This is a genomic window from Neorhizobium sp. 05N33, from assembly GCF_056397445.1.
In genome coordinates this window covers 168,157-183,394 of record NZ_JBFTNK010000005.1, presented here as the reverse complement: position 1 = coordinate 183,394, position 15,238 = coordinate 168,157, and the positions used below count along the sequence as shown (strand labels likewise).

At 62.3% G+C, this 15,238-nt stretch carries 11 protein-coding genes, 1 tRNA gene and 2 riboswitches; of the genes, 7 read left to right on the top strand and 5 right to left on the bottom strand.

From position 1 onward, the window contains the following. From AC1DLT_RS15660 to AC1DLT_RS15645, 4 genes are all read left to right on the top strand, one after another. Complete coding sequence (locus AC1DLT_RS15660; protein WP_477487349.1) at positions 1 to 2,154, top strand: xanthine dehydrogenase family protein molybdopterin-binding subunit; 2,154 nt, start codon at positions 1 to 3, stop codon at positions 2,152 to 2,154. Between the two features lie 13 nt (positions 2,155 to 2,167). After that, positions 2,168 to 2,821: an Isoquinoline 1-oxidoreductase subunit gene (locus AC1DLT_RS15655; protein ID WP_477487348.1), complete on the top strand. Its 654-nt coding sequence runs from the start codon at positions 2,168 to 2,170 to the stop codon at positions 2,819 to 2,821. Between the two features lie 193 nt (positions 2,822 to 3,014). Beyond that, positions 3,015 to 3,089 (top strand) — tRNA-Gly (locus AC1DLT_RS15650). A gap of 225 nt (positions 3,090 to 3,314) precedes the next feature. Beyond that, positions 3,315 to 5,120 carry a PAS domain S-box protein gene (locus tag AC1DLT_RS15645; protein WP_477487347.1) on the top strand — a complete coding sequence of 602 codons (1,806 nt, stop codon included), beginning with the start codon at positions 3,315 to 3,317 and terminating at the stop codon, positions 5,118 to 5,120. Between the two features lie 56 nt (positions 5,121 to 5,176). Here the strand turns inward: AC1DLT_RS15645 and AC1DLT_RS15640 are convergent, their stop codons facing one another. From AC1DLT_RS15640 to AC1DLT_RS15620, 5 genes are all read right to left on the bottom strand, one after another. Further along, on the bottom strand, positions 5,177 to 7,303 hold the full coding sequence (locus AC1DLT_RS15640; protein WP_477487346.1) for a methyl-accepting chemotaxis protein: 2,127 nt from the start codon (positions 7,301 to 7,303) through the stop codon (positions 5,177 to 5,179). Positions 7,304 to 7,592: 289 nt separating this feature from the next. Beyond that, positions 7,593 to 8,615, bottom strand: a complete 1,023-nt coding sequence (locus AC1DLT_RS15635) for an aldose epimerase family protein (RefSeq protein WP_477487345.1) — start codon at positions 8,613 to 8,615, stop codon at positions 7,593 to 7,595. 83 nt (positions 8,616 to 8,698) lie between these two features. Then, positions 8,699 to 9,877, bottom strand: coding sequence for a vWA domain-containing protein (locus AC1DLT_RS15630; protein WP_477487344.1), 1,179 nt, complete (start codon positions 9,875 to 9,877; stop codon positions 8,699 to 8,701). A gap of 12 nt (positions 9,878 to 9,889) precedes the next feature. Further along, positions 9,890 to 10,810: a homoserine O-acetyltransferase MetA gene (gene metA / locus AC1DLT_RS15625; protein WP_477487343.1), complete on the bottom strand. Its 921-nt coding sequence runs from the start codon at positions 10,808 to 10,810 to the stop codon at positions 9,890 to 9,892. A gap of 58 nt (positions 10,811 to 10,868) precedes the next feature. Then, a riboswitch (SAM riboswitch) is annotated at positions 10,869 to 10,946 on the bottom strand. Positions 10,947 to 10,999: 53 nt separating this feature from the next. Then, positions 11,000 to 11,839: an AAA family ATPase gene (locus AC1DLT_RS15620; RefSeq protein ID WP_477487342.1), complete on the bottom strand. Its 840-nt coding sequence runs from the start codon at positions 11,837 to 11,839 to the stop codon at positions 11,000 to 11,002. 94 nt (positions 11,840 to 11,933) lie between these two features. Between AC1DLT_RS15620 and AC1DLT_RS15615 the strand changes: the two genes are divergently transcribed. The 3 genes from AC1DLT_RS15615 (at position 11,934) to AC1DLT_RS15605 (ending at position 15,027) form a co-directional block, all read left to right on the top strand. After that, positions 11,934 to 12,590, top strand: a complete 657-nt coding sequence (locus AC1DLT_RS15615) for a thiamine diphosphokinase (RefSeq protein ID WP_477487451.1) — start codon at positions 11,934 to 11,936, stop codon at positions 12,588 to 12,590. Between the two features lie 3 nt (positions 12,591 to 12,593). Next, complete coding sequence (locus AC1DLT_RS15610; protein ID WP_477487341.1) at positions 12,594 to 14,417, top strand: ABC-F family ATP-binding cassette domain-containing protein; 1,824 nt, start codon at positions 12,594 to 12,596, stop codon at positions 14,415 to 14,417. Positions 14,418 to 14,577: 160 nt separating this feature from the next. After that, entirely contained in the window at positions 14,578 to 15,027 is a 450-nt protein-coding gene (locus tag AC1DLT_RS15605; protein ID WP_038546776.1) for a response regulator, read from the top strand. Positions 15,028 to 15,109: 82 nt separating this feature from the next. Beyond that, a riboswitch (TPP riboswitch) is annotated at positions 15,110 to 15,217 on the top strand. Positions 15,218 to 15,238 lie beyond the last annotated feature (21 nt).

The following is a 15,238-nucleotide window of genomic DNA, read 5'->3' as shown; positions in this document are numbered from 1 at the left end:
ATGACAATCCAGGATATCAACAGCACCCGCCGCGCTTTCCTCGCCGGCTCCGGCCTTGTCATCGGCGTCGCGATTGCGCCCAGAATGCTCCCCGCTGCACCGACCGGCGTGCATGCCGGCGGCGATCCGGCGCTGGCCCCGATGAATGCCTTCGTCAAGGTCGGTACCGACGACACGGTGACGGTGCTCGCCAAGCACATCGAATTCGGCCAGGGACCGTTCACGGGCCTTGCCACGCTCGTCGCCGAAGAACTCGACGCCGACTGGAGCCAGATGCGCGCCGTCCACTCGCCGACCGACAACAAGGTCTATGCCAACCTGATGTTCGGCCTGCAGGGAACCGGCGGTTCGAGCTCCATTGCCAATTCCTATGAGCAGATGCGCAAGGCCGGCGCCACCGCGCGGGCAATGCTGGTCGCGGCAGCCGCCGAGGACTGGAAGGTGCCTGCCTCCGAGATCACCGTCCAGAAAGGACGAATCAAGCACGCCGGTTCCGGCAAGGAGAGCGGTTTTGGCGCATTTGCCGAAAAGGCGGCCCGCCAGACGCCGCCCGCGGAACCGAAACTCAAGGATCCGAAGGATTTCGTGCTGATCGGCACCGAACTGCCGAAACTCGACACCCATGGCAAGACCAACGGCACGGCGATCTTCACGCTCGACATCACGCCTGACAACCTGCTGATCGCCGTCGTTGCCCATCCGGAACATTTCGGTGCGACGGTGAAGAGCTTCAACGATACAGAAGCCCGCAAGGTGCAGGGTGTGGTCGACGTGAAACAGGTGCCGTCGGGCGTCGCCGTTTATGCGGACAACACGTTCGCAGCGCTCAAGGGCCGCGATGCGCTGAGCATCGAATGGGATCTCTCCAAGGCCGAGACCCGCTCGTCGGAGGAGCTCGCTGCCGACTACCGAAAGCTCTTCGGCGAAAAGGGGCTGGACGCGGCCAACAACGGCAATGTCGACGACGCTTTCAAGGCACCGGGCCTGCAGACGGTGGAAGCCGAGATCGTCTTCCCCTTCCTCGCGCATGCGCCGATGGAACCGCTCGACGCGGTTTTCATCAAGGCGGATGACGGATCGGTCGATATCTATAACGGCGCGCAGTTCCCGGGCATGGACCAGTCGGTCGCCGCCAAGATCCTCGGGCTCGACGAAACGAAGGTCAGGGTGAACACCCAGCTCGCTGGCGGCAGCTTCGGCCGCAAGGCGCAGTTCGGCTCGCCCTACATACAGGAAGCGGCAGCCGTCTATGCCGCAACCGATCGCAGCCGTCCCTTGAAGCACATGTGGACCCGCGAGGATGACATCCGCGGCGGTTATTACCGCCCGATGTATGCCCACAGGATGCGCGGCGCCATCAATGCGCAGGGCCAGATCACGGCCTGGGAACAGGTGATCGTCGGACAATCGATCATGGGCAAGGCCGATCTCGACGAGACCTCGGTCGAAGGCGCCTCCAACCTGCCCTACACGATCCCGAACCTGAAGGTCAGCGCCCACAACGTCCAGCTCTCCATCCCGCCGCTCTGGTGGCGGTCGGTCGGCCACACCCATACCGGCTTTGCAGTCGAGACCTTCGTGGACGAGCTGTTCCAGAAGATCGGCAAGGATCCGGTCGAAGGGCGACTTGCGCTGCTTGGCGAAAAGCCACGCCATGCGGGCGTGCTGAAGAAGGCGGCCGAAATGGCGAACTGGGGCTCGCCTCTGCCGGAAGGCCGCGCCCGCGGCGTTGCGGTGGTCGAAAGCTTCAACACCTTCGTCGGCCAGATCGTCGAAATTTCGGTCGGCCCGGAAGGCGCACCGCGTGTCCACAAGGTCTGGTGTGCGGTCGATTGCGGCGTCGCCGTCAATCCGAACGTCATCAAGGCACAGATGGAAGGCGGCATCGGCTACGGCCTCGGCGCAGTCCTCTTCGATGCGGTGACGCTCGCCAAGGGCGGCAAGATCGTGCAGTCGAACTTCCACGACTACCGGTCGATCCGCATCAACGAGATGCCGGATGTGGCGGTGGAGATCATCAAGTCGAGCGAAAAGCCGAGCGGCGTCGGCGAACCCGGCGTGCCGCCCGTCGGCCCGGCGGTTGCCAATGCCTGGCGGCGCCTGACCGGAGCACCGGTCCGGCAGCTGCCTATCGTCAACATCGTTTCGGCCTGAGGATCAAATCCCGATGAATTGGAAACTCGCTACCACCGGCGTGGCCGCCCTCTGTCTGTTCGTGGGCGCCGGCACGCTGCTGTCGCCCGCCTCGGTCGCCCAGGACGCCAAGATCGACGCCAAGACGCTGAAGCCCGCCGCTTCCTTCCAGTCGATCGCCAACGAGCGGGAACGCTCCGTGGCGCTCTTCCAGGAGGCGGGCAAGGTCATCCAGCACCCGCGCTGCGTCAACTGTCACCCGGCGACCGACCGGCCGCTGCAGGGCGCCAACATGCACCCGCACCAGCCGCCGGTCTTCCGTGGCGACGGCGGCATGGGCCTGCCCGGCATGCAGTGCACCACCTGCCACAGCGCGGAAAACACGCCGGTCGTCGGCCAGGCCGATACGATCAAGAGCATACCGGGCAATCCCGCCTGGCATCTGGCGCCGATCGAAATGGCCTGGGTCGGCAAGTCGCTCGCCCAGATCTGCCAGCAGATCAAGGACCCGGCCCGCAACGGCGGCAAGACTATGGATCAGATCGCCGAGCACATGGCGCATGACGAACTGGTCGGCTGGGGCTGGAAGCCGGGTGCAGGGCGGGAACCGGTGCCGGGCACGCAGGCCCAGTTCGGCGAGCTGATCAGCGCCTGGGTGAAATCCGGAGCGGCCTGCCCGGCCTCCTGAGAATGAAGCGACCGCCGGTTCCGGCCGGAACCGGCGGTTTGCAAGGGCTTTGACGGGATCGCAATTTTTCTTGGCGCCAATCGTCATTTCCCTGTTGCATTTGAAAAAGGACTGGGCCATATAGCGCCCGTCGCCGGCAACGAGCCACGACGCCACGGTCAAGCTTTACTACCACGGACCGATGGATTGATGAGCGGGTGTAGCTCAGTGGTAGAGCACAACCTTGCCAAGGTTGGGGTCGAGGGTTCGAATCCCTTCGCCCGCTCCAAATTTTCCTTTCAAGACTATACTCTACCAGCCCGGCCACAGGGCGAAGGCGCTCGACAGCGTCGCCCCGTTCGCAAATGCAAAGCGGGCGCCTGCCCCTCCATTACCCTTTCCCCATGAATTTAATGATTCCCGCATGTTCACCGAATGCGCGAGATGGCATATTAGTTGCAACCGCTCATGCGATCGCACCAGTGATTCGGTGGTTGAATGGAGATGTGCCGTCATGGAATCTCGCCCACACCACCAGAAACTGAGCCAGAAAACCGCCGTTGAGACCATGCAACGGCTCGAGGGCATTGTCGCTTCGGCGATGGACGGGATCATCACCATCGATGACGAGCAACGGGTGATCCTGTTCAATCCGGCCGCCGAGCGCATGTTCGGCCTGCCGGCCAGCGAGGCACTTGGCCAGCACATCTCCCGTTTCATGCCGGAACGCCATCGTCCGACCCATGCGGCGCACATTCATCGTTTCACCGAAACCGGCGTGACCACCCGCCAGATGGGATCACTCGGTGCGATCAGCGGTCTGCGCGCGGACGGCCAAGAATTTCCGATCGAGGCGTCGATCTCGCAGGTCGAGATCGGCGGCGAGCGTCTGGCGACTGTCATCCTGCGCGACATCACCGAGCGAAAGGCCGCCGAGGATGCTCTGCTCGAAAGCCGGCGACGCATGGAAGGGATTGTGGAATCGGCGATGGACGCCCTGATTACCGTCGATGAAGGTCAGCGAATCGTGCTGTTCAACCCGGCCGCCGAGCGCATGTTTGGCATCGCCGGCAAAGATGCGATCGGCTCGCCGATCGAACGTTTCATCCCGGAGCGGTTTCGGCATGGGCATGGCGAACATATCCGCCTCTTCAAAGAGACCGGCGTTACCAACCGCCGGATGGGCGCATTGGGGGCGATCAGCGGCCTGCGCGCCAATGGCGAGGAATTCCCCGTCGAGGCGTCGATTTCGCAGGTCCAGATTGGCGATGGAAAGCTGGCAACGGTCATCTTGCGCGACATCACCGAACGCAAAGCCAACGAGGATTCCCGCCAGCTATTGGCCCGCGAGGTCGATCACCGAGCCAAGAACGCCCTGGCGGTGGTGCAGGCGCTGGTCTCCCTGACCCGTGCCGAAACCAAGGAGGCCTTCATCGTTGCAGTTCGAGGCCGCGTTTCGGCGCTGAGCCGCGCCCATTCGTTGCTCGCCCAGAACCGGTGGGAGGGCGGAGATCTCGCAGCGGTCCTCACCGAGGAAACCCGGGCCTATCAGAGCGTCAACCAGCTGATGATCGGCGGGCCTTCAGTCACTCTCACCCCCAATACAGTGCAGCCGGTCAGCCTCCTCATCCACGAGCTTGCCACCAACGCCGTCAAATACGGGGCATTGTCGGTCACGGAAGGGCGCGTCGATGTCTCCTGGCGCATCCTGCCGTCTTTCGAACTGGAGCTCCGCTGGACCGAGACCGGCGGCCCGGCGGTGCAGAAGCCGGAGTCCAGGGGCTTCGGCTCAACCTTGGTGATGGAAGTCGCCACCCGTCAATTGGCGGGCGAACTTGACATCAGCTGGCCGCCAACCGGTATGTGCCTGGTCGCGACGCTGCCCCGATCCGTCTATCGGCCCGACATTTCAACCGGCTCGGTTTCCGGCGAGGAGGTCGCGCTCAAGTCGTCTGAGGCCGGTTCGGCGGGGCGGATACTTGTCGTCGAGGACGAGACCCTTATCGCCATGGAGCTCTGCAGCGAGCTTGAATCGCGCGGCTGGGAAGTCGTCGGACCAGCGGCAACTACCGATGAAGCCATGCGCCTGGTCGGCGCCTCGCAGCTTCCCGACGTCGCCGTCCTCGATGTCAACCTCGGGGGAACCCCCGTCTATCCGTTCGCGGAATGGCTGCAGACCCATGGCGTGCCCTTCCTGTTCTGCACCGGATACGAGCAGCTCGACGATCACCACGGCTTCAAAAACCGGACGACCATCCGAAAACCAGTGAACATGACGCTGCTGGAAGGTGAACTGCGCCGCATCCGTCAACCGACGTGACCGGAAAACGCCGCCGGCTTTTCGGCCAGCGGCGTCGTCAATTCCGAAAAGCCCGATCAGGCCGCACGCGAGCGATAACCGCCGGAAGCATAGGTCTGGGAAGGTGCACCGCCATTCGTCTTGAAGCGCGCCATCATGTCGGCGAGGCTGTCGGTTTCCTGCGTCAGGCTCTGGGCAGCGGCGGTGGTTTCTTCCACCATCGCGGCGTTCTGCTGGGTCACCTTGTCCATCTGGTCGGCGGAGGCCGCCACTTCGCGCAGGCTCATCGCCTGTTCGCTGGTGCTCGAGCTGATCGTGTTGACGAAGGTGCTCATCTGCGCGACTTCGCCGACGATGTCGTCGAGCGATTTGCCGGAAGCGGTGACGAGCTCGACGCCCTGCTTGACCTGCGCGGACGATGTCGAGATCAGCGTCTTGATCTCCTTGGCGGCATCGGCCGAACGCTGGGCGAGCCCGCGGACTTCCTGGGCGACGACTGCGAACCCGCGACCGGCCTCGCCGGCGCGGGCGGCTTCGACCCCTGCGTTGAGGGCGAGAAGGTTGGTCTGAAAGGCGATGTCGTCGATCACGCCGATGATCCGGCTGATCTGCTCGGCCGAGCCTTCGATGGCAGCCATGGCGGCGACCGCACTGGCGACGATCTCACCGCCGCGCTGGGCCTTCTGCTGCGCAAGCGATGCGACACCCTGGGCGCGGCTTGCGCCGCTGGCGCTGTCGTTGACGGCCGAGGTCACCTGGCCGAGAGCGGCAACCGTCTCTTCAAGGCTTGCGGCCTGCTGTTCCGTGCGCTTGGCGAGATCGTTGGAGGCGATCGAGATTTCCTGCAGACCCGCGCGGATCGTGCCGACGGCTCCGACGACCGAGCCGATCGCCTCCTCGAGATTGCCGACCGAACTGTTGAACTTGGCGCGGATCGGCTCGAATTCTGCGGCGACGGCACCGTCCATGCGGACCGTCAGATCGCCGCCGGCAAGCCGGTTGAAGCCCTCCTCGATCGCATGGACGAAAGCGCGCAGATCCTCGCCCTTGGCACTGTCGATCGCCGACTGGCGCTGGCGCTGATGTTCCTGCGCCTCGCGGGCCTCAGATGCCTGCTGCTCCAGCCGGACATTCTCCTCGGCGGATGCCTTGAAGACCTGGACGGCACGCGCCATGGCGCCGATCTCGTCCTGGCGCTCCTGGCCTTCCACCTTGGCGCCGAGATCGCCGCCGGCAAGCTTCGTCATTGTCACGGTCAAGCGACGGACCGTGCCTCCGAGCGAGCGGGCAAAGATCAGGAAGCCGATCAGCGACAGGATCGAAACGACGACGGTGCCGAGTGCGGTCATCCACAGCGCCGTCTCGCTGGCCGTGACCAGCGGCGTAATATCAGAGGCGATTTCGAGAACGCCGACCTTGGCGCCCGAGAAGTCGAGGAGCGGCACCGCCTCGACGGCATAGTGCTTGCCGCCGATATCGGCATAACGCCGCACCGAGCCCTTGTCATAGGCCTCCTGAAGCTCAGCGCCGCTCAGGATCGGATTGCCGCCATAGGTGGACGCCTGCTTGTCGAACTTGTCGGCGCCCTTGGTGTAGAGCGTGACATAAGCGTTCGCTTTCTTGGTCAGACGGGAGAAATAGGCATCGACGAGCTTAAGCCCGACATCCACCACGCCGACGACCTTGCCGTCCGTGACGACCGGGGCGGTTGCAAACAGGCTGACGGCGGTGCGGCCGGTCTCGATGCCGACCACCAGTTTCTTGTCGCTCAGTGAAGTCGCCACCATCTTGCGGCGCGCCTTGATATTGTCGCCGAAGACATCCGGATCATGCACGCGGGCAACCGCATCGGCCGCTGCGGAGCTGAAGGTGATCATTTCAAGCCCGCTCGCGTCCTTGACGCTCTTCAGACTGGCGAAGCGGGAGAGCACGCCCTGCCGATCGTTGGCAAGAATGAGCGGGGAGGTTTCCGGCAGGGAGGCGATCGTCAGCGCCAGCGCGGAGGCCGCACGCCCCTGGGCGGCCATGTCGTCCTGGATTGCCGCGAGATCGTTATCAAGCTCGGTCTGCAGCGCCTGCTCGGTCATGCTCGACTGGCGTTCCCATGCAAGCCAGCCGATTACCACGCTCGCGAAAAGCACCGCTGCAAAACCGAAGAAGGTAAGCCGTCTCGACAATGGCTTCCTGATGCTGATCTCGTTCATATGTCCCTCGAAATTGCGCCCTGCAAAAGCAGAGGGCAGCCGCCCGGCGGGCGGCAATGCCAATCCTGAAGAAAACTATGTCGAAATCGGTTGAAATTTAACTAATGTCAAAATGCCATTGCGTTCCACAATGTAAAACGAGAAGCAATAACTTTGCTTCGGCGTGCGCCGCGGTAGAGTTACAACTGAACTCACCGATTTTACATGGAGACCGAAGCAAGCCCGTCTGAACGCCGGGAATTATTTTGACATGGAGGCGTGAGCTGGGCTCCGGCGCCGCCCACCGTCGTCATTGCTTTGAAAAGACATAGTCCGTTTCCTGCAGCAGCACCTCGCCCGGCCGCAGCACCGCATTCGGGAAGTTGGCGTGATTGATGGCATCCGGCCAGACCTGGGTTTCCAGGCAGAACCCGGCAAAAGCCCCATACCGGCGTCCATCGAGGCCCTCTGCCGGGATCTGCGACAGCTTGAAGGCCGCATAGAGCTGTACGCCCGGCTCGGTGGTGCGAACTTCCATCGACACGCCGGAATGGATGCTGCGCGCCAAAGCCACGGAACGCTTGGCCGTTCGCTCCGGCGACAGGCAGAAGTTATGATCGAACAGGACCTGGGCGTCGCCGTCGAACCGCTTCATCGGCCCCATGTCGCGCAGGTCGAAAGGCGTGCCCGCGACCGCCATCAGTTCGCCGGTCGGGACCTGCTTGTCGTCAAAGACGAGCACATGGTCGGCGGCAATCATGATGTCGTGATCGAGCGCATCCTCGCGGCCGTCGAGATTGAAATAGGTATGCTGACAGATATTGGCGAGCGTCGGCTGATCCGTGGTGGATTGGTAGACGACGGAAAGAACGCCGTCATTCTTGAGTTGGTAGGTTGCCGTGATCGTGCAGTTTCCCGGATAACCGGCACGGCCATCGGGATCGGTGATCCGCAGCACCACCTTGTCGGCAGCATGCTCGACGATCGTCCAGTTGCTGCGGCCGATGCCGTCCGAGCCGCCATGGAGATGGGTCACGCCCCGTTCGTTCAGTTCCAGCTGATATTGCTTCCCATCCAGCGTGAAACGGCCACCGCCGATACGGTTGGACGAACGGCCGGGCGTCGCGCCGAAATATGGGGAATGGTTCAGGTAGTCCTCAAACCGCTCGAAACCGAGCACAAGCGGCGGCTGATGGCCGTCGAGCCTGAGGTCCTGGATCACCGCGCCCCAGGTGATGACGTTAGCGGTGAGCCCGCCGCCTGAAATCCGGACACGATAGACGGTTTCGCCCTTTTCCGTGGTGCCGAAAACTTCGAAATTCTGATCCGCCATGAGATGGCTCCTCCACCGATATGTTTGCGGCAACCTGCGCGATTTGGCGGCGGCCCGCAACGCCGCGGAGAAGAAAAAAGGCTCTATCGCGTGAGCGCGCGCGTCGCCTGTTCCAATCCACCGAGCGTCAGCGAGAACATGCGCTCGGTCATCAGTTGCCGCATGACGCCGATCGAGGTCGTATGGCTCCAATGATCCTGCGGCACCGGATTGAGCCAGACGCAGCGGCGGAAATGCTCGGTGACGCGCCTCATCCAGGACTCGCCGGGCTCCTGGTTCCAGTGCTCCACCGAACCGCCCGCATGGGTGATCTCGTAGGGGCTCATCGACGCATCGCCTACGAAGATCACCTTGTAGTCGGCGCCATAGCTGCGGATCAGATCGAGCGTCGGCGTCCGCTCCGACCGGCCGTTTTCCTTCCACACGCCTTCATAGAGGCAGTTGTGGAAGTAGAAATGCTCCATATGCTTGAACTCGGCGCGGGCGGCCGAGAACAGTTCTTCGACCACCCGGATATGGTCGTCCATCGAGCCTCCGACATCGAAGAACATCAGCAGCTTCACCGCGTTGCGCCGTTCCGGCCGGGTCTGGACGTCGAGATAACCGTGCTCGGCCGTAGAGCGGATCGTGCCCGGCAGATCGAACTCCTCGACCGCCCCTTCCCGCACCCAGCGGCGCAGCCGCTTCAGAGCCAGCTTGATGTTGCGGGTGCCGAGCTCAACCTTGTCGTCGAAATCGGCAAACTCCCGCTTGTCCCACACTTTTACCGCCCGGCGGTGGCGGGACTGGTCCTGGCCGATCCGCACGCCTTCCGGATTATAGCCATAAGCGCCGAAAGGTGACGTGCCGCCGGTGCCGATCCATTTCGAGCCGCCCTGATGCCGACCCTTCTGCTCCTCGAGCCGCTGGCGCAGGGTCTCCATCAGCTTCTCGAACCCGCCGAGCGACTCGACGAGCTTCTTCTCTTCGTCGGTCAGATGCTTTTCGGTGAGTTTGCGCAGCCATTCTTCGGGAATGCTGGCGACATCCAGGCCAGGCTCCCCGGAGACCATTTCCAGCCCGCGGAAATAGGACGAAAAGACCCGGTCGAACTTGTCGATATGCCGCTCGTCCTTCACCAGCGCCGTGCGGGCGAGGAAATAGAAGGCCTCGACATCGAAATCCGCGATCCCTTCTTCCACCCCTTCCAGAAGGTCGAGGAATTCCCGGAGTGTTACCGGGATCTTCGCTTCTTTGAGGTGAAGGAAGAAGGGAATGAACATCGCGTCGAAAACCTACTCAGTACCGATCTTCTCCGGATCATAGGGGGTGGTCTGGTAGATCTCGTTGATCCAGTTGCCGAACAGAAGATGTGCATGGCTGCGCCAACGGTTCAAGGGCGTCAGCGTGTCGTCGTTATGCGGGAAGTAGTTATGCGGCATCCTGATCGGTACGCCGGCATTGACGTCCCGGAAATACTCGTCAGCCAGCGAGGTGGAGTCGTATTCCACATGGTTGAACATATAGAGCCGCTTGCCGGCCTTCTCGTGCACCAGGCAGATACCCATTTCCTCGGATTCCATCAAGATTTCGAGGTTGGGGTTCTTCTCGATGTCGGCGCGGCGGACTTCCGTCCAGCGCGATACCGGAACCTGAAAATCGTCCGAAAAACCGTTGAGATAGATCGAGGACGGCACGAGATTGCGGTGGCGATAGACGCCGAACGCCTTTTCCTTGAGCTCGTATTTCGGCACGCCATGGAAATGGTAGATCGCTGCCATCGCGCCCCAGCAGACATTCATGGTCGAATGCACGTTGGTCGCGGTCCAGTCGAGGATTTGTCTCATCTCGTCCCAATAAGTGACGTCCTCGAAGGGAAGCATCTCGATCGGCGCGCCGGTGATGATGAAACCGTCGAACTTGCGGTGCTTCACCTCTTCCCATGTTTCATAGAAGGAAAGGAGATGATCCTCCGACGTGTTCTTGGCCTTGTGGCCGCCGACGCGGATCAGCGAGAATTCGACCTGCAGCGGCGAGGCGCCGACGAGGCGCGCCATCTGCAGCTCGGTCTTGATCTTGTTCGGCATGAGGTTGAGCAGCCCGATCTGCAGCGGACGAATGTCCTGCCGCACCGCCATGGTTTCGGTCATCACCCGGACGCCCTCGGAAACGAGGGTGCTGTATGCGGGCAGCGTATCGGGAATCTTGATCGGCATGTCTCAACCCAACAAAAATAAAACCGGCGGCAAGATAAATCGCGACCGGTCCGTGGGAAGACATCTTCTCGCGGCCCTTTAGCGACTTTTTTAACGTGGCTGCAAGCCGGCCGGCCAAATCACCACGAATTCTCGGGAGTTCAAATACGCCTTGCTACGACCGGCGTCAATGGGAGCATAATCTTCCGCTCAGCGCTCCCGCCGCGCCATGAAGGCCATCCGCTCGAAGAGATGCACGTCCTGCTCGTTCTTGAGGAGAGCGCCATGCAGCTTCGGCAGCGCGTTCTTGACGTCGCCGCGCAGGTCCGACGGATCGACATCGTCGGAGACCAGCAACCTGATCCAGTCGAGCGCTTCGGAGGTCGAGGGCTTCTTCTTCAGCCCCGGCATCTCGCGGATTTCGTAGAATTGGGTGAGCGCATTGCGCACCAGCGTCTGCTTAATGCCGGGATAATGGACCTCGACGATGCGGGCGAGCGTATCCACGTCCGGGAAGCGGATATAGTGGAAGAAACAGCGGCGCAGGAAGGCGTCCGGCAGTTCCTTTTCGTTGTTGGAGGTGATGATGACGATCGGCCGGACCTTGGCGCGCACCATTTCACCGGTCTCGTAGACATGGAATTCCATGCGGTCGAGTTCCTGCAGCAGGTCGTTCGGGAACTCGATGTCGGCCTTGTCGATCTCGTCGATCAATAGGACGAGCTTCCTGTCGGCGGCAAAGGCCTGCCACAGCTTGCCGCGGCGGATATAGTTGGCCACGTCATGGACGCGTTCGTCGCCGAGCTGGCTGTCGCGCAGCCGCGAGACGGCATCGTATTCGTAGAGCCCCTGCTGCGCCTTGGTGGTGGACTTGATGTTCCACTCGATCAGATCGAGCCCGAGGGCGGCAGCCACCTGCCGCGCCAGCTCGGTCTTGCCGGTGCCGGGCTCGCCTTTCACCAGCAGCGGACGTTCGAGCCGGATCGCAGCATTGACGGCCACCATCAGATCCTTGTCGGCAATATAGTCCGCTGTACCCTGAAACTGCATCTCGTGATCCCGATCGGTGAACGCGCCGCAAACTAAAAGCTCGCCCGAGGCGGTGCAACAGCTTTCCCTTTCCACCGGCTTTGCGCTATGGGCAATGCGCATGACCCATTCGACCTTCACCATTCTGCTCGGCGGCAACTTGCGCGTCACCGACCGCTTGCGGGACACGATCGCCGGCAGCCGCTTCATCGCGGCAGATAGCGGCATGCGCCATGCGGCAGCACTCGGCGTGAAGCCGGAACTCTGGGTCGGTGATTTCGACTCCTCCGACGCCGCGCTGATCGCGCAGTTCCCGCAGGTCGAGCGGCAGGCCTTTCCGCCGACCAAGAACGAGACGGACGGCGAGATCGCGACGGCGGAAGCGATCGAACGCGGCGCGACGAGGCTGATCCTTGCCGGCGCGCTCGGTGGCGAGCGCAGCGACCATGCGCTTCAGCACCTCTTTCATGCCATGAGCCTGGCCGAACGCGACCTCGATATCCTGCTGACGTCGGGTGACGAGGAGGCCGTGCCGCTGCTGCCGGGCACAAGGACACTGGACCTGCCGAAGGGTTCGCTGTTTTCGGTCATAGGTTTTTCCGACCTGGAAGGGCTCGATATCATCGGCGCACGGTATCCGCTCGACAACTTCTCACTTCCCTTCGGCTCTTCGCGCACCGTCTCGAACGTTGCAGAAGGCCCAGTAGAATTCCATCTAAAGAGCGGCAGGGCGATGATCCTTGCCCGCCCCCACGACTTTACAGGAGCCTGACTGTTGGCGCCCCCAATTCTGAAACTTGACGATATTTTCCTGAGCTTCGGCGGCGCGCCGCTTCTCGCCGGCGCCGGCATGCAGGTAGAGCCGGGCGACCGCATCTGCCTTGTCGGCCGCAACGGTTCCGGCAAATCGACGCTGATGAAGATCGCCGCCGGCATGGTCGAGCCCCAGTCGGGCGAGGTGTTCCGCCATCCCTCCTCGACCATCCGTTATCTCGAACAGGCGCCGGATTTCGCCGATTATTCGACGGTGCAGGCCTATGCCGAAGCGGGCCTCGGCCCGGGCGACGATCCCTATCGCGTCACCTACCTGCTCGAACATCTGGGCCTCACCGGCCAGGAACACCCGAACACGCTCTCCGGCGGAGAATCCCGACGCGCAGCACTTGCCCGGGTCATGGCGCCCGAGCCGGACATCCTGATGCTCGACGAGCCCACCAACCACCTTGACCTGCCGACTATCGAATGGCTGGAAGACGAGTTGCGCAAGACGAGAAGCGCGCTCGTGGTGATCTCGCATGACCGTCGTTTCCTCGAAAAGGTCTCGAACGCCACGGTCTGGCTCGACCGCGGTACATCACGACGTCTCAACCGCGGTTTCGGCGAATTCGAAGCCTGGCGCGACGAGGTATTGGAGGCGGAAGAGCTGGAGCAGCACAAGCTCGGCAAGGCGATCGAGCGCGAGGAACACTGGCTGCGCTACGGCGTGACCGCCCGCCGCAAGCGCAACATGCGCCGCCTCGGCGAGTTGCAGACGATGCGCGGCAATTACCGCGGCCACAAGGGACCGCAGGGCACGGTGCAGGCGAGCGTCAGCGAAGGCCGTGAATCCGGCAAGCTGGTCATCGAGGCCGAAAACATCACCAAGAGCTACGACGAGCGGATCATCGTCGCGCCGTTCTCGATCCGCGTGCATCGCGGCGACTGCATCGGTCTCGTCGGCCCGAACGGCGCCGGCAAGACCACGCTCCTGAAAATGCTGACCGGCCAGCTGGCGCCCGACACCGGCACCGTCAAGCTCGGCACCAACCTGGAAATTGCAACGCTCGACCAGAAGCGCGAAGACCTGGACCCCGAGGACACCCTGTCCCACTATCTGACGGATGGCCGCGGCGAGACGCTGCTTGTCAACGGCGAGCAGCGGCATGTCGCAGGTTACATGAAGGACTTCCTGTTCCAGCCGGAGCAGATCAGGACGCCGATCAAGAACCTGTCGGGCGGCGAGCGCGCCCGGCTGATGCTCGCCCGCATCATGGCGCGGCCTTCCAACCTCCTGATACTGGACGAACCGACCAACGACCTCGACATCGAGACGCTGGACCTGCTGCAGGAAATCGTCGCCGGCTATACCGGCACCGTCATCCTCGTGAGCCACGACCGCGACTTTCTCGACCGCACCGTGACCTCTACCATCGCGCCCGCAAATCCGGACGCTCCGGACGGCCGCTGGATCGAATATGCCGGCGGCTACACGGATATGCTGGCGCAGCGGAAGGGTGCGCTGGAGGAAAGGCGCCGCACGGAAAAAGCTGACAGGGCAAAAACCGATACCGCGGCATCGGTTTCCGGCACGCCCAAGGGCAAAGGCAAGCTTTCCTTCAAGCAGAAATTCGCGCTCGAGAACCTGCCTAAGGAAATGGCGAAGGCCGAGGCCGAGATCGCCGCCCGCGAGAAGAAAATGGCCGATCCCAACCTCTTCACCAAGGATCCCGCCGCCTTCAACACGCTGGCTGCGGAGATGGAAAAGCTGCGCCAAAGTATCAGCAAAATGGAAGAAGAATGGCTGGAACTTGAGATGCTGCGTGAGGAAATTGAAGGCTAGTTTGCGATTTGTTAAGCTTAACAGATAGTTAGCTGAAAAAATATTTGTCGCGGAGCGGAACATATGATGTCCCGGGGCGTTCTGGGGTGTGAGTAGTGGTCGAAATGTCCCGGGGACGGATCGGCCTGCCAGGAACCGATCAACCGAATGGGGACATCCAATGCTGACAAATGTTACGCGTCGTCGGCTGGCCACTGAGGCGATGAATCAAAGAGTTATGATTGTCGAAGACGAGTTTCTGATCGCGCTCGATGTTGCCGAGACGATCGAAGCCATGGGCCTGAAAGTCGCCGGTTTTGCCAATGCCCGCAAACATGCCCTGGCGCTCGCCGCCTATGCCGATATCGCCCTGGTCGACGTCAATCTTTCGGACGGCCGGACCGGTCCGGAGATCGGCCGGGAGCTTGCCGAGCAATATGGCATCACCGTCGTCTTCATGACCGGTAATCCGGAGGATGTGGAGGACGGTGTCAAAGGCTCGCTCGGCGTCCTCACCAAACCGGTTATGCCTGACGTAGTCGAGAAGACGATCGACTACGCCGTCGCCAACCGGCTCGGCGGCATGGCCATCGTCCCGCGTGAACTGAAAGTGTTTCCGCAAAACCACTGAGCCATGGTGCTCCCGCCGAATGCGCCTTGAGCCGGCCGCAGACCGCCTCTTGCCAGCCATTCGCCTCGCCGCTAAATCTGATCCTGCTCTAACGGGGTGCCGCACGTTTTCGTGCGGCTGAGAGGCCTCTGGCCAACCCGCGGAACCTGATCCGGTTAACACCGGCGGAGGGATTAGACGGCTCTTCATCAGCGCCTATTCCCCTTTGTCA

Coding starts and splice junctions, on each gene's coding strand:
- AC1DLT_RS15660 (WP_477487349.1), top strand. CDS start 1: ATGACAATCCAGGATATCAACAGCACCCGCCGCGCTTTCCTCGCCGGC.
- AC1DLT_RS15655 (WP_477487348.1), top strand. CDS start 2,168: ATGAATTGGAAACTCGCTACCACCGGCGTGGCCGCCCTCTGTCTGTTC.
- AC1DLT_RS15645 (WP_477487347.1), top strand. CDS start 3,315: ATGGAATCTCGCCCACACCACCAGAAACTGAGCCAGAAAACCGCCGTT.
- AC1DLT_RS15640 (WP_477487346.1), bottom strand. CDS start 7,303: ATGAACGAGATCAGCATCAGGAAGCCATTGTCGAGACGGCTTACCTTC.
- AC1DLT_RS15635 (WP_477487345.1), bottom strand. CDS start 8,615: ATGGCGGATCAGAATTTCGAAGTTTTCGGCACCACGGAAAAGGGCGAA.
- AC1DLT_RS15630 (WP_477487344.1), bottom strand. CDS start 9,877: ATGTTCATTCCCTTCTTCCTTCACCTCAAAGAAGCGAAGATCCCGGTA.
- metA (WP_477487343.1), bottom strand. CDS start 10,810: ATGCCGATCAAGATTCCCGATACGCTGCCCGCATACAGCACCCTCGTT.
- AC1DLT_RS15620 (WP_477487342.1), bottom strand. CDS start 11,839: ATGCAGTTTCAGGGTACAGCGGACTATATTGCCGACAAGGATCTGATG.
- AC1DLT_RS15615 (WP_477487451.1), top strand. CDS start 11,934: ATGCGCATGACCCATTCGACCTTCACCATTCTGCTCGGCGGCAACTTG.
- AC1DLT_RS15605 (WP_038546776.1), top strand. CDS start 14,578: ATGCTGACAAATGTTACGCGTCGTCGGCTGGCCACTGAGGCGATGAAT.